This window comes from Marinomonas sp. CT5, from assembly GCF_018336975.1.
GTDB lineage: Bacteria > Pseudomonadota > Gammaproteobacteria > Pseudomonadales > Marinomonadaceae > Marinomonas.
Map to the genome: position 1 here is coordinate 4,000,351 of NZ_CP025572.1, position 14,810 is coordinate 4,015,160.

The window sequence follows — 14,810 nt, forward strand, 5'->3', positions numbered from 1 at the left end:
GTTCGACAGGTCGTTGTATCATCACTCGATCAGCCACTAAAGCCCGTTGCTGTGAGCAAACACTTGCCCATCAAATAACTTTCTCGCGGTACGTAAAATAGCTGCTGAACCTAAGTCACCATTTTCTTCTTGATCTAGAATCACAGTCATCGCACCAATGGGATGCTCGACATCCAGCGTCATACGAGCACTCGGTTCATAATTTGCGACATCATTCGCTGGCGAACCTTTCAAAATAGCCGCAGTCGCCACACTTACCGCTCCCAATACACCAATAGAGGCATGACAGCGATGAGGAATAAAGGTACGCGTTGAAATCGCGCCACCATTCGTAGCCGCACTCACCATGGTCATTTTAGGAACCGATTTTTCTTTCACGTCACCCAAGTTCATCATAGGACCCACTTGTAAGCGAATCGACTCCAGTTTGGCTTTTAATGCTTCATTGGCTTCCAGCGCTTCGCGTGATTCAGTACCCGTAATCCCCATATCCGCTGCACGCATAATCACCACAGGCATGCCGTTATCGATACAGGTCACTTCTACACCATCAATCACATCAACCACATTCCCCGTTGGTAACAAAGCGCCACAGCTAGAACCCGCGGTATCTTTGAACTCAATGGGAACGGCGGCAGAAAATCCAGGAACGCCGTCGATACGAGCTTCCCCTTCGTATTGAACTTCGCCGTCTTTTATGGCGACACGTGCTACGGCAATTTTTCCAGTATTTTCCATAAAGATGCGCACAGAGGTTTCGCCTTCTTGTGCTGCAACCAAACCACGCTCTACAGCAAAAGGCGCCACGCCAGCAAGAATATTGCCGCAGTTTTGTGCATCGGTAACAACCGCTTGATCAACAAATACTTGCAGGAACAAATAGTCCACATCAGCATCGTCACGGGTTGATTTTTTCACTACCGCCACTTTTGATGCCAATGGATCCGCACCGCCAATACCATCGATTTGACGATCGTCTGGGGAGCCCATCACCCGCAATAAAAATTGCGCACGAGCATCCACATCGACTGGCAAATCATCCGCTAAGAAATACGCCCCTTTTGATGTGCCGCCACGCATCCACATACAAGGCGCACTTTTTAAAACGCCTGCCTGCTTAGACATATTTCAGACCTTTCTCTTTAAGGCGAGGACGCATTTCATAAATATCTAAGCCCAACTCACCATTGGCCATACGCACACGTTTTGACTCTTCATTCGCCATGCGTTTACGTGACAGCTCTAATACCTCAGCGGCATTTTCACGACGAACCACCACCACACCATCATCGTCAGCCACGATGACATCACCAGGATTAATCAAGGCGTCAGCACAAACCATAGGCACATTCACAGAGCCAACCGTTTCTTTGATCGTACCCTCTGCAAAGACCGCTTTCGACCAAACAGGGAAGTTCATTTGACGCAGATCACGGGTATCACGAACGCCCCCTTCGATGATCAAACCAACCACGCCACGAGACTGTGCTGATGTCGCCAACAAGTCGCCGAAGAAACCATGATTAGAAGGCGATGTAGGCGCAAACACCATGACATCTCCCGCTTTGCACTGTTCGATCGCCACGTGCATCATCCAGTTATCACCCGCGGCACCTGAAATAGTGATCGCTGACCCCGCAATGGTTTTATCCATCTGGATTGGACGCATGTAATGAGCCAACAAACCGACACGACCTTGGGATTCGTGAATGGTGGCCACACCACACTCTGCCAAACCATCAATCACCGCTTGATCGGCACGTTCAATATTTTGCACTACTACATTATTACGCATGATTCTTTCCTCGCTCCTAATAGAGAGTCTTAGGCTTTTAAACGACTAAATACACGTCGAGCATTGTCTTCAAAAATAGCTTGTTTCTGCTCAGCGGATAACACTGTGTTGTTATCGATATAGCGTTTCGTGTCATCAAAATAATGACCTGTTTCTGGGTCGATACCGCGTACCGCGCCGATCATCTCAGAAGCAAACAAGATGTTTTTCGTCGGAATAATGTCGAGCAATAGATCGATACCACGCTGATGGTAAACACAGGTATCAAAATAAATGTTGTTTAACACGCGTTCGGCAAGGTCAAAGCCTTGATCCTGTGCCATACCGCGGAAACGTCCCCAGTGATAAGGCACAGCGCCACCGCCATGCGGAATGATAATTTTTAATTCTGGGAAATCTTTAAAAACATCCGACATCATTAATTGTTGGAAGCCTGTGGTATCCGCTCCCAAATAATGTGAACCCGTTGTGTGGAAGCAATCGTTACAGGCCGCGCTCACGTGAATCATGGCAGGAATATCGTATTCACACATTTTTTCGTAGATAGGATAAAAAGAGCGATCAGCCAAAGATTGATCTTGCCAATAACCACCACTTGGATCTGGGTTCAAGTTGATACCAATGAAGCCCATTTCTTCAACAGTACGCACAATTTCAGCAACTGATTTACCTGGATCAACACCAGGAGATTGAGGTAACTGAGCAACTGGGGCAAAGTTTTCTGGGAAAAGATCACAGACACGACGAATCAAATCGTTTTGGTGCTCAGTCCAATATTGGCTCGTGTATTCATTGCCAATATGATGACCCATCCAGCTAGCACGAGGAGAGAAGATAGTTAGATCAGTGCCACGCTCTTGCTGTAAACGTAATTGGTTTTTCACGATACTGTCACGAATTTCGTCGTCAGAAACAATGACCTTACCTTTTTCCCCCACAAAAGCAGGATCTTTAGCAACCTGTGCTTTTTGTTTATCGCGATATTCACCGACACCTGGTGGTGTCGTCGTATAATGTCCGTGGCAATCTATAATCATGTTACTACTCTCTATTCTTATTTAGGGTAACAAACGCTGCTAAGCAAAAAGTATGGCATCTGTCATATGCTTTACACTTACTTTATGAACACAGTCGCTCAATCACAATCTATCCCAGAGTATTCTTGCACTGTGTCGATTTGGCTATTTCATTTTGGCCGAAAGGGTATTGCATTTTGATATAGCTGCTTTTTAATACAGCAGTGACATTTCGTCATTTTTATTATTTATTTTAAATACTTCCACCAAACAGCTTCGTTTTTGATTACCGACAACCCAATTATCATATTGATATATATAGTTTTTTTAAATTCACAAAGTACCTCGTATTTTTTCGTATTCCTTTTTCGATATACGAGAGACATAAAAAATTCATTTCTAAAAAGACAGAAATTACGACATTTTGATGATGCAGCTCAAGAAAGCAGCCCAAAAATACAGATAAGAATTGAATACAAAGTGCCAATGTCGACAAAGTTCGCATTAACACTTTATGAGCTTTTAGAAAAAATATAGGGTATTTTGAAAATGATCCTATATTATTTACAAGCTCAACGATGCTGCTTAAATGATAGGATTGGCTGCGTTACTACGAAGAAAAGTAGAAAATACAAAAATAAATCACTGGGACCTAAGACCCCCAAGCTTGGAGAGATAAAATGAATCTAACAAAAAAAATTACACTGGGTTTAATTGCAGCGGGCGCTGTAAGTAGCGTGAGCGCAGCGGATCTCACCCTTACTATCGGTCACGTTGATCCTCAAGAATGGACCACATCGAAAAAAGGTGCGGCCACTGAAGTCTTCAAAAATCTTGTGGAAGCAGAATCTGGTGGCCGAATTGAAGTCAATGTTTACCCGTCCGGTCAGCTTGGTGGCGAGACAGACTTGGTTCAGTCCACACAAGATGGCACATTAAGCATGACGATGGTTTCAGGTGCCTTTGCTAAAGTCTGTAAAGAAGCGGCTGTATTAGAAATTCCTTATCTATTCCCCTCTGCTCCTGTTGCTTGGGAAGTACTCGATGGTGACTTCGGCAAAGCATTGTCTGAACATTGCTTAAAAGAAAGTGGGCTACGCACTCTTGCTTATGGTGAGACAGGTTTCCGTAATTTTACTAACTCAAAACGTCCGGTAGCAGAACCAAAAGATTTAACAGGTTTAAAAATCCGTGTTCAAACGCTCCCCCTCTACGTGGAAATGGTGAAAGCAATGGGCGCAGAACCAACGCCAATTGCATGGCCTGAAGTCCCATCCGCATTAACCACAGGCGTTGTTGACGGACAAGAAAACCCAGTCAGTGTTATCGAAGCAAATAAATTCTATGAATTCCAAAAATACCTAACACTGGATGGCCACGTTTACGGCACCGATTTCTTATTAATCAATGAAGATCTTTATCAATCACTGAGTGATGAAGACCGTGCTATTATTGACCGTGCGGCGAAGGTTGCAGGTACTCTGGGTCGTGCAGTACAGCAATTTAATTCTGCAAAAGGTCTAAAATCTCTGGCTGAAAACGGAATGCAAATTACCACACCTACACCAGCACAAATGGCCAAGTTCCGTGATATTGCACAACCTGCCGTGATCAACTGGTTAAAAGGTGAAGTACAACCAGAGTGGATCGAGCGTGTTCAAATGTCGGTAAAAGTCGCTAGTAATTCGCAATAAGAACAACACTTGAAATCGGACAATCGAAAGCGTTTTTATCGCTTTCGATTGTTTTCCTTCGTTACAATCCGGAAAGCTCACCATGAAACGCCTCTATAAAAATACTCTCGCCACCCTAACTGGTACCTCCTTATTCGTTATCTTTGGCGTTATTTTAATCAGCAGTTTGAGCCGTTACTTATTTAACTCGCCCATCCAGTGGAGTGAAGAAGTCGCAAAATACGCCATGATATACGGCACCATGTTTGGTACAACATTATGCTATTTAGAAGGTATCCATATTCGTTTTAGCTTTTTAGAAGACATGGTCTCTACTAAAGTTCGCCATGCCTTAAATGTTATCTCTGACATTATTGCACTCGTTAGTGGTTGCGTACTCGCCTATTCTGGCTACATTTTCATGATGAAACGTGGTGGAATACAAGCTCCCGGCACAGGTATTCAAATGTATTATTTTCAGGCCGCCATGGTCATCGGCGGAGTCTGCCTTGTCATCGCGGCTGCGATTCGACTGGTCGACTACTTTCAATCCAACACGTTAGAAAAAGGACAATAATCATGCTAGGTTTCGGGATTCTTATTGTCCTTTTAGTGATTGGTAGCCCCATTGCATTCGCTATTTTATTGGGTATTGTTGGCCATATTTACACCCTACCGTTTAATGTGAGCCTTGTTGCCCAGCGTATTTTCAGTGGTCTGGACTCATTCTCTATTTTAGCTATCCCTCTTTTTGTGCTTGCTGGTGAGTTGATGAATGAAAGTGGCATCACTAGCCGAATTATTAACTTTGCGAATGCATTAGTTGGTCACATGAAAGCAGGACTTGCTCAGGTAAACATATGGGCATCAGTCATTTTTGCCGGATTATCTGGCTCAGCGGTAGCGGATACCTCAGCGTTAGGGCGCGTATTTATTCCTACCATGGAAAAAGAGGGCTATCCACGTTCTTTTGCCGCAGCACTCACAGCCGCCTCGTCGGTTATCGGGCCAATGATACCGCCGAGCATCCCAGTCATTATTTACGCATTAATCACCACTGGCGTATCAGTCCCAGCCCTTTTTCTTGCAGGGGTAACACCTGGGTTATTTCTTGCTGTCGGTTTATCGATTTACGTTTACTTTTTTGCGGGTCATTACGCCCCCCTAAAAGAAAAACTGTCTATGAAGGAGCGTTGGAAAGCATTTGTAGAAGCATGGATTCCACTGTTCATGCCAATATTTATCGTTGGTTCAATCCTAACCGGTATTGTTACACCAACGGAAGCCGCTGCCTTTGCTGCTGCTTATGCGTTATTAGCGGGTATGTTCATTCTGAAAAGTTTGAAAATATCGAGTTTGCCTAGCATTTTTACTCGTGCAATGCGTGACTCATCAGTCATTCTTATTGTGATTGGTGTAGTCGCAGCCGCAAACTGGTTACTCACCTTCTCAAGAGTGCCACAAACCATCAGCCAGATGGTTCTAGAACAAGTTTCAAGCCCTTGGATGTTCTTGATACTGGTGAACATTATTTTGTTAGTTGTAGGCCTGTTCCTCGAAGGGATCGCGGCTATGCTAATACTACTCCCAATTCTGCACCCTATCGCGATGAGTCTTGGTATTGATCCCGTTCATTTTGGTATCGTAGTGATTTTCAACCTGATGATCGGCCTTGTCACACCACCAATGGGGATTTGCTTATTCGTTTCTAATTCGATTGCTAACGTTGGGATAGCGGCTATTTCTAAACAAATTATGCCGCTTTTCTTAGTTGAATTGGCGGTCTTGATCTTAATCACTTTTGTGCCGAGCACAGTAACCTTCTTACCCACCTTATTCGGTTATTAACACGAATAAGTTGCCAAAAAAAACGACGCCATGTGTGCGTCGTTTTCTATTTGACGAAAAAGTAGATGACTTATAGCTGAGACAAGACGTACTCAGCAGAACTCACTTTGTATTCGCCGGGCTCATCCAGCCATAACTGCTGAACAATGCCGTTTGTCACTAACATAGCGTATCTGCGACTGCGAATACCCATTTTAGCCGCGGAGATATCCAGCTCTAATCCCATAGAACAAGTAAACTCAGCCAAACCATCGGCTGCCATGATTAGGTTTTCGGCGTTATTGGCCTTGCCCCATGCATTCATCACAAAGACATCATTTACAGACAAACAAATAATTTCATCTACGCCTTTTTCTTTTAGCGCATCAAAATGCACAACAAAACCAGGCAAATGGCTGGCACTACAGGTTGGCGTAAAAGCGCCAGGTACGGCAAACATCAGAACAGTTTTACCGGAAAAAAACTCTATAACATCGATTGTTTCTGGCCCTTCTTCACCCATTATTTGGAACGAGCCATGCGGCAACATATCACCCATATGAATCGACATAAACGTTATCTCCACAGAATTAGGTTGCCTTAATATTAACGCAACCTAACTGAGAAAAACCATCAAACAATCTTAAATTGACTAAGTAGTTGTTTCTGATGAGAAGCCAGCTTAGATAAACCTTCACTATCTCTCTCACTTTGATCCGAACCCGCCGCAGCTTGTTCCGACATTTCAGAAATTTCTAACACATTTTGTTTAATTTCTTGGGCCACAGCCGATTGCTCTTCCGCGGCCGTCGCAATTTGCGTACTTAAATCACGTATTTCAGCCATATTAGTTTGTAAATCAGCCAAAGAGGCACCGACTGAACGTGCTTCTTCTGCGCTTGAAACCGCACTCTTTCGACTATCTTCCATACTGCCAACGGTTCTCGATACGCCTTGCTGTAATTGCGCAATCACTTGCTGAATTTCTTCCGTAGAGCTATGCGTTCGAGTTGCTAAGGTGCGCACCTCATCTGCCACAACGGCAAAACCTCTGCCCTGCTCCCCAGCTCGCGCTGCTTCAATTGCCGCGTTCAATGCCAGTAAATTGGTCTGTTCTGCAATGTCTTGGATCACATCAAGAATCCGATCAATACTCTTCGAATGTTCATCAAGCTGATTCACTACAACGGTTGATTCTTCAATTTGCTCAAGTAGGTGCTCAATTTTTTGAATATTAGAATCCATTTGTGAGCGATTCTGTGTGGCTCTTTGATCAACAGACTGAATTTGATGCAAAATAACTTCCGAACTTTTAGCCACCTGATCAACCGTAGACACCATCTCAGACATAGAAGAAGCCACTTCGGTGGTTCTTTCATTCTGCGCGCCCATTATGCGTTTAGAATCACTCGCCAAACGAACATTGCTACCAGCGGATTCCGCCACCTCATTTGAAGCCTGGTCAATTTCGGACATCACCGTCTGTAGCTTGGCAACCAATCCGTTTACCCAAGTAGATAATTCACCAAACTCATCTTTGGTTTTAACCTTACTACGCTGAGTAAAATCACCATCTGAAATTTTTCCTAATACCGTCATCACTTCTTTTAGTGGAAGACGAATACTACGACTCACCCATAAAGCCACCAGCACGGCAATAATAATGGAAACGACTAAGACCACTTCAATAATAATGGTCGATAATGTTGCCGCATCAGAGGCTTCTTTTTTAGCACTTACCCCCATTTCGGTGGCTTCAGATAATAATTGCTGCACCGAGGTATTCACCAATTCCATGCTATCTGAAAGCTGCTTAGCCAAGACTTCAGACTCCTGCACTAAATGAGTATTTTCATAATACTTTGTGATGACACCATCATCGGATAACACACTATTCTCTACTTCACTGATCAAACCATTGATGTTGTCATCGTTTAAATAGGACTGTTTATCTTTCAAACTCGCAATGTTGGAAGCCATAGCATCGCGCAACTCCTGCATCCTATCCAGGCTACGCACATCAAAATAATCATTCACAGTCACCTGAAGGCTTTCAATTTGGCTGTGCATATAGGATGCAGCAAACTGAATTTCCGGTGTATCACCGTCTGTTACCAACATGCCCAAATCTTCTACCGCAAAAGTAATAGCGTCTTTCAGGTCAAGCTTTTCATCTGGAATAGCCGCTTGCAGCTCCAGCATCCTTTTATGATTAGAGAAAGCAACATCGGTAAAACCATAGAAATGTTCTACCTCTGATTCTATATTGGCTAGCGTTTGCGTCATCCTTGGTAGCTCTTTTAATTGTTCTGACAACTGACCAGACACATCATTAAATTCTTGCTTATACGACGAAAAGCGTGTCGATAAATCCTCCAATGAATCAGGAGTTTTACTTAACAAATACTGCAAAACCACCGCATTCGCTAAACTGACATCTTCTTTTAATTCGTTGCTAGTCGATGAAATGTTGGCGACTTTTCCTGTTACCACATTTAATCTATCTTCTATTTTGTTAATGCCTACAAATCCAGATGCAGCAATCATCAGCAAAAGTATTAATAAAATACCAAAGCCAAATAAAATCCTTTGAATGACGGATAACGACATAATCGACCTCTAAATTAAATCTGCTCTAAATTTTTCTTTATCTATTTACACAATCAGTCTTTTCAAAACACAAAACTTGACCGATTATACAGAAAGAACAATAACACTTTGTTTACAATGAGTATCTACCCTTGGCTATCAAAAATACCTTATAAAAGACAAAGCTTGGCTCATAAAACCAGCATAGATTTCTTTCAATCCACCAATCTGGTAGATTGAGCATCTCTCATTTTGAATTCGACCTACGCTTTATGGATTGCCCCTTATACGAAAAAATTGCCAACCAAATTGAACATCAAGTTCATGAAGGTATTTTTTTGCCGGGCGCAAAAATTCCCTCGGTACGAAAATCCAGCAAACAAATGGAAGTAAGTGTGGCAACCGTTTTGCAAGCTTATAGTTTGTTAGAAGACAGAGGGGTGATCAAAGCACGGCCTCAAAAAGGCTACTTTGTCCAAGAGATCCAACCCCAAGTATTAGAACAAGCAAAAATTGAGCCCACACAAAATGACACCAGTATCCACACTCTACTGCGTCGTTTGCTGCATACATCACAAAATAACCATGTCATTCAATTTGGCGCAGCCATTCCTAAAAGCCAATTTTTACCTATCAGACAACTACAGCGCTCGGTAGGTCGATTAATGCGCCTTGAGCCAGAAATATGTGCCGCTTATGAGTTCACCCCAGGTTCTCTCAGCTTACGCCGTCAAATAGCCATACGTATGCTTGATAGCGGCTGCCAACTGCAACCAGACGACATAACCATTACTTTAGGGTGCCAAAATGCACTGATGCTCTCACTGCAAGCGGTGGCAACAGCAGGTGATACCATCGCGATTGAAAGTCCTGCTTATCATGGTGTTTTACAGGCAATTGAAGTTCTAAATTTAAAAGCGGTGGAAATCCCTTGCTATGCAGAAACAGGCATAGACTTAGACTTATTAGAAAAGGCCGCTGAAGAATGGCAAATAAAGGCCTGCATTGTGACTCCAAACAACCAAAACCCAAGCGGTGCAACCCTAAATCACCAGGCCAGACAACGTATCATTCATCAGTCGCTGATGCACAATTTCACTATTATAGAAGACGATGTATACGGGGAATTAAGCTATAAAGACAAACACGAACGTTCCTTAAAAGCAGACGATAAAAATAACAGCATTATTTATTGCAGCTCTTTTTCTAAAAGTATTGCTCCTGGGTTTCGTATCGGCTGGATCGTCGGTGGTCAATTTCAGACGAAGATTGAACATTATGCTTATGTTCAATCTTTGGCTATTCCCACTTTAACACAAACAGCTATCGCCAATTTTCTAGAAAACGGTGCTTATGATAGACACCTAAGAAAAACTCGACTGGCTTACCAAGACAACTTAGCTCGCTGCCAAGCTCTTATTCAGCAACATTTTCCAGAAGGTACGACAACATCAAACCCACGTGGTGGTTTCTTGTTATGGGTTACACTCCCCAGTGCAGTCAATGCTATGCTGCTTCATACCCAAGCTCTAGAAATTGGCATTGGTTTACTACCTGGTCTAGCCTTTAGTTTAACGGCTCAATTTAGTCATCATTTCAGACTGAACTATGCACTAACTTGGGATAATAAAACGGATGCCGCACTAAAAGAACTCGGCAAACTTTGTTATTCACAATTACATTCAAGTAGGGCCTCTTAAGGATGAACTAGGTACCATGAGCTATTACTCAGTAGACGTTTTTTCATATATAAGTAAAAGTTATGTTTTCTATATTTGCCATCTTTAAATTCATCTGTACAGACAGAGCAAAAAGCGTACAATTCGCATTCTTTTTTAAACACTCTGCCTCCTTGGCCGATAACTTGAACATCTGAAATAGTAGCTGGCTTGTTGCGATGGAATTTGTTGCACATCCGAGAGACCTTCCATTAGAAATTACACTAATAGAAGATCAGCCCTTTCCTCAAATAACTGAAGATCGAGCTGGGTTTGTCGGTATTACATATGTCACCCTTCGTCCTTTTGATAATGGGCGCTCGGTTAGAATTACATTGGAAGAGATAGACCCTAACTTTTGCGTGTCTGGCCGTATTGTATCGTGCAATAAAGAGAACGATGGCTATCACATCGCCATAGAGTTTCCAACCGCAGAAGAATGCTACTGCGTTCGCATGATAGAACAACTTTCTCAGATCGAACATTATCGACGTCAAGCCAAAATGGCTGGTCGACGACTCAACTACAACGAAGCGGCCGCCGAATGGATACAGAAGTTTGCCGCCAGTTTTCCCGCTTTCACTTTATAATAAGACACCATGACAACCACTCTTTCTCAACGTGATATTGATATCATCACTTCCCAGCTAGGACGAACGCCTAGTGGCATTAGTGCCATTGCACATTATTCACCTAATGGCATTCCTCAAGTACTAGAAATGGAAACCTGGGTTTTCGAACAGCCTTTTCCTACTCTGTACTGGCTATCTAGCAAAGCCATCGACAAGGCCTTGGCAAAAATCGAAAGTCAGGGTGTTGTCAAAGAGCTTGAACAACGTATCAAAGAAGACGAAGCTCTACGCGAAGCCCACCATGCTTCACATCGTGATTATATTGCTAGGCGCTGGGAAGTCATGAGCGACGAACACAAAGCCATTATAGAAGAGAAAGGCTTTAAGCCTTTATTTGATAAACTAGGCATTGGCGGTATTGCGAATTGGGACCAAGTAAGATGCTTACACATGCAATACGCCCATCATCTTGCTGGCAATAATGTTATTGGTCAAATATTGGATGAAGAATACGGCATAAAAGCCATCGCTGACGCTGAATAAATTCATAGCAAGTAGAAAAACAAAAAAGGGGAACAATCTATTAAGTTGTTCCCCTTTTTATTCGTTAGCACTCATGACTCAGAAATAGCCCTTTATTTATTTTAGGCTTTTAAGCTTTTCTTTCAGCTCTTCAGCCGTCTTAACCGTCGGCAATACTTCACGAATACGATTGAATGCAGCTTGTGCTACTGCAGCTCGCTGAGCATAGGTTGTTAATGCACCACCGGTCCAACCTGCTAACTTCACCATTTCATTCTTGAAGTTATTTCCGCTAACACCATGTCCACCTAACGCCATTAATGCATCTTCAATTTCTAAATAGCTTGGTCGCTCGCCACCAAACTTCATAAAATCATCTTGCTGTACTTCGGCAAACTGTTTTGACATTCTCGAAACCCTTTATGATAAAACATCCTTATGTTTAAGTTAGACACATTTTGCCTTTCACACAAGAGATAGCATGTATCAAATCGTAAAAGTTAGTCCCTTGTACGTACACGGTCGACCGCTTTTTGCCAACCTTGATACAATCTCTCGCCTGTGCCCTCAGCCATTGAAGGCTCAAAGCATTTGTCCGCTTTCCACAATGCTTCAATTTCATCCAAAGACTGATAAAGACCAACGTGTAAACCTGCAAGAAATGCTGCACCCAATGCTGTCGTTTCCGTCACACAGGGACGCTCTACGGTAATTTCTAATAAATCACTTAAGAACTGCACCATGACATCATTAATTACCATTCCGCCATCAACACGTAAAGAGCTGAATGTCGCACCATCTTGTGCCATTGCTCCAACAAGGTCTTTTGTTTGATAACAAACCGAGCGTAAACCCGCACTCACAATATCAGATACACTTGTATCTCGAGTCAAGCCAATCATGGCACCACGAGCATCTGGATCCCAGTATGGCGCCCCTAATCCAGTAAATGCGGGCACTAAATAAACCGAATCATCATTCAAAGCTTGCTTGGCTAAACTTTGAGTTTCTTTGGCGTCTGAAAATAACTTTAAACCATCGCGAAGCCACTGAATCGCCGCACCAGCGACAAAAATACTTCCCTCTAAGGCATAAGTAACTTTTCCATTTAGGCGATATCCTACGGTGGTCAGTAATTTATGTTCTGAGCGAATGGCTTTATCACCCGTGTTCAAAATCATGAAGCAGCCGGTACCGTAAGTACTTTTAACCATCCCCGGAGCAAAACACGCCTGACCGACTAATGCAGCCTGTTGATCTCCAGCAATACCATTGACTGGAATTTCAGCGCCCAACCAAGAGGCATCAATCACCCCAAAGTCCGCGCTGCAATCCATCACTTCAGGGAACAAAACATCACCGATACCTAACAGCTCAATCAGCTCATCATCCCATTCTTGCGTATGAATATTAAACGCCATTGTCCGAGCGGCATTGGTTGCATCCGTTTTATGAGATTGACCATTAGTGAGTCGCCATAACAAGAAACTGTCAATTGTACCAAATGCCAAACGCCCTGCTTGAGCTTTGTCTTTAGCCCCATCCACATTATCTAGAATCCAACGAATCTTGGTAGCAGAAAAATAGGGGTCAATCAGCAAACCGGTTTTTTCTTGCACCTTTTCACTTAAACCTTGCTCACTTAATGTTTGGCAAAATTCACTCGTCCGTCTATCTTGCCAAACAATCGCGTTATAAACTGGCTTGCCCGTTTCAGTATCCCAAAGTATCGTTGTTTCGCGTTGATTTGTGATACCTATAGTTGCTAACGCTTGCGCGTCTATCCCTGTATCCTTGAGAACAGATCGACACACAGCTAAAGTAGATGACCAAATATCTTCCGGATCATGTTCAACCCAACCATCGTTAGGAAATATTTGCGGAAACTCTTGTTGAGACTGGCCAACGCGAGCACCTTTCTCATCAAATAAAATCGCTCGAGAGCTGGTAGTACCTTGATCTATTGCAAGAATATAATGGGTCATAGTGAATTCTCTTTGAAATCACAGCCATTCAAAAAGCGAACGGCTAAATTGTTGTTTTGTTTTTTGAACATGAATATTCAAATACGAATATTCCTTATTAAAAACCAATGCACACTCGTTTAGCAAGCATCGTTTAACAAGTAATGCCTTTTATCAGGAGAAGAAAACAATATGGGTCAACTATCTCGTCAAGACAACATTATCGCCATTGTGAAGGAAAAGGGTTATGTAACTATTGATGAATTGGCCAGTCAATTTTCCGTTACCCCACAGACTATTCGTCGTGATATCAATGAATTAGCAAAAGCAGACCAAATACGTCGCCATCATGGCGGAGCCAGCTACGACTCAAGCACAACAAACGTGGCATACGCCACCAGACAAATTTTGCAGCTCCCAGCAAAAGAACAAATAGCAAAACGTATCGCGGCAGAAATACCCAATAATGCCTCTTTGTTTATTAACATAGGCACTACAACAGAAACCGTTGCACGGGAACTATTAAACCATCAAGGTTTGCAAGTTATTACCAACAATCTCAATGTGGCCACGATTTTAAGTGGCAAAGAAGATTTCACCGTCATTATTGCTGGAGGCACAGTTCGTTCGAGGGACGGCGGTGTAATGGGGGAAGCGACTATCGACTTTATCAACCAATTCCGTGTGGACTTTGGCATTATTGGTATCAGTGGCATAGACCCAAATGACGGCTCTCTTCTAGATTACGATTATCAGGAAGTACGAGTTGCTCAGAGCATTATTAACAATTCACGCACCGTCTTTCTGGCAGCAGACAGCGGAAAATTTGGCCGAAATGCGGTGGTCCGCTTAGGCAACATTACCCAAGTAGATAGACTCTTCACGGACGAACAACCGCCTAAAGCAATCGACAGCCTTATGAAGCAACACAAGGTTCGTTTAGAACTCTGCACCCCTAATAAATAATCGGTTGGCGCTTGCTATTTAGTCGCGCCAACCTCCTCTCCCACACCATTACTCGCCAAAATAAGATTAAATAATCACCAAAACTTAACAAAGTGATGTTGTCATACGCCAGCCATAGGTTTAATATCGAACATAAATGTTCATTTTCGAACATAACAATATACATTT

At 42.9% G+C, this 14,810-nt stretch carries 14 protein-coding genes; 7 read left to right on the forward strand and 7 right to left on the reverse strand.

The genetic code is table 11. The features are described 5' to 3' along the window. Positions 1 to 36: 36 nt before the first annotated feature. The 3 genes from C0J08_RS19095 to C0J08_RS19105 are packed head-to-tail and all read right to left on the reverse strand — an operon-like array spanning position 37 to position 2,832. Positions 37 to 1,125: a 4-oxalomesaconate tautomerase gene (locus C0J08_RS19095; protein ID WP_212653483.1), complete on the reverse strand. Its 1,089-nt coding sequence runs from the start codon at positions 1,123 to 1,125 to the stop codon at positions 37 to 39. Further along, positions 1,118 to 1,795: a 4-carboxy-4-hydroxy-2-oxoadipate aldolase/oxaloacetate decarboxylase gene (locus C0J08_RS19100; protein WP_212653484.1), complete on the reverse strand. Its 678-nt coding sequence runs from the start codon at positions 1,793 to 1,795 to the stop codon at positions 1,118 to 1,120. The genes C0J08_RS19095 and C0J08_RS19100 overlap by 8 nt, the downstream gene beginning before the upstream one ends. 29 nt (positions 1,796 to 1,824) lie before the next feature. Next, positions 1,825 to 2,832 (reverse strand): amidohydrolase family protein, encoded by a 1,008-nt coding sequence (locus tag C0J08_RS19105; RefSeq protein WP_212653485.1) that lies wholly within the window; start codon positions 2,830 to 2,832, stop codon positions 1,825 to 1,827. A 659-nt stretch (positions 2,833 to 3,491) separates the two neighbouring features. On the opposite strand from C0J08_RS19105, the gene C0J08_RS19110 reads away from it, so the two are divergent. The 3 genes from C0J08_RS19110 (at position 3,492) to C0J08_RS19120 (ending at position 6,332) form a co-directional block, all read left to right on the forward strand. Then, entirely contained in the window at positions 3,492 to 4,505 is a 1,014-nt protein-coding gene (locus tag C0J08_RS19110) for a DctP family TRAP transporter solute-binding subunit (protein ID WP_212653486.1), read from the forward strand. An 82-nt stretch (positions 4,506 to 4,587) separates the two neighbouring features. Further along, positions 4,588 to 5,061 (forward strand): TRAP transporter small permease, encoded by a 474-nt coding sequence (locus C0J08_RS19115; protein WP_212653487.1) that lies wholly within the window; start codon positions 4,588 to 4,590, stop codon positions 5,059 to 5,061. Positions 5,062 to 5,063: 2 nt separating this feature from the next. Beyond that, positions 5,064 to 6,332 carry a TRAP transporter large permease gene (locus tag C0J08_RS19120; RefSeq protein ID WP_212653488.1) on the forward strand — a complete coding sequence of 423 codons (1,269 nt, stop codon included), beginning with the start codon at positions 5,064 to 5,066 and terminating at the stop codon, positions 6,330 to 6,332. A 70-nt stretch (positions 6,333 to 6,402) separates the two neighbouring features. Here the strand turns inward: C0J08_RS19120 and C0J08_RS19125 are convergent, their stop codons facing one another. Next, positions 6,403 to 6,882 (reverse strand): peroxiredoxin, encoded by a 480-nt coding sequence (locus C0J08_RS19125; protein ID WP_212653489.1) that lies wholly within the window; start codon positions 6,880 to 6,882, stop codon positions 6,403 to 6,405. A gap of 62 nt (positions 6,883 to 6,944) precedes the next feature. Next, entirely contained in the window at positions 6,945 to 8,921 is a 1,977-nt protein-coding gene (locus tag C0J08_RS19130) for a methyl-accepting chemotaxis protein (protein WP_212653490.1), read from the reverse strand. A gap of 251 nt (positions 8,922 to 9,172) precedes the next feature. On the opposite strand from C0J08_RS19130, the gene C0J08_RS19135 reads away from it, so the two are divergent. The 3 genes from C0J08_RS19135 to C0J08_RS19145 all read left to right on the forward strand — a co-directional run bounded on the left by C0J08_RS19135 (position 9,173) and on the right by C0J08_RS19145 (position 11,733). Further along, complete coding sequence (locus tag C0J08_RS19135; RefSeq protein ID WP_212653491.1) at positions 9,173 to 10,600, forward strand: aminotransferase-like domain-containing protein; 1,428 nt, start codon at positions 9,173 to 9,175, stop codon at positions 10,598 to 10,600. A gap of 197 nt (positions 10,601 to 10,797) precedes the next feature. Continuing rightward, on the forward strand, positions 10,798 to 11,208 hold the full coding sequence (locus tag C0J08_RS19140; protein WP_212653492.1) for an energy transducer TonB: 411 nt from the start codon (positions 10,798 to 10,800) through the stop codon (positions 11,206 to 11,208). A gap of 9 nt (positions 11,209 to 11,217) precedes the next feature. Next, positions 11,218 to 11,733, forward strand: a complete 516-nt coding sequence (locus tag C0J08_RS19145) for a DUF501 domain-containing protein (protein ID WP_212653493.1) — start codon at positions 11,218 to 11,220, stop codon at positions 11,731 to 11,733. A gap of 96 nt (positions 11,734 to 11,829) precedes the next feature. Here the strand turns inward: C0J08_RS19145 and C0J08_RS19150 are convergent, their stop codons facing one another. After that, positions 11,830 to 12,120: a hypothetical protein gene (locus C0J08_RS19150; protein ID WP_212653494.1), complete on the reverse strand. Its 291-nt coding sequence runs from the start codon at positions 12,118 to 12,120 to the stop codon at positions 11,830 to 11,832. Between the two features lie 92 nt (positions 12,121 to 12,212). After that, a complete protein-coding gene (gene glpK / locus C0J08_RS19155; RefSeq protein ID WP_212653495.1) occupies positions 12,213 to 13,697 on the reverse strand; it encodes a glycerol kinase GlpK in 1,485 nt (494 codons plus the stop codon). A 171-nt stretch (positions 13,698 to 13,868) separates the two neighbouring features. On the opposite strand from glpK, the gene C0J08_RS19160 reads away from it, so the two are divergent. Then, entirely contained in the window at positions 13,869 to 14,642 is a 774-nt protein-coding gene (locus tag C0J08_RS19160; RefSeq protein ID WP_212653496.1) for a DeoR/GlpR family transcriptional regulator, read from the forward strand. Positions 14,643 to 14,810: the final 168 nt, after the last annotated feature.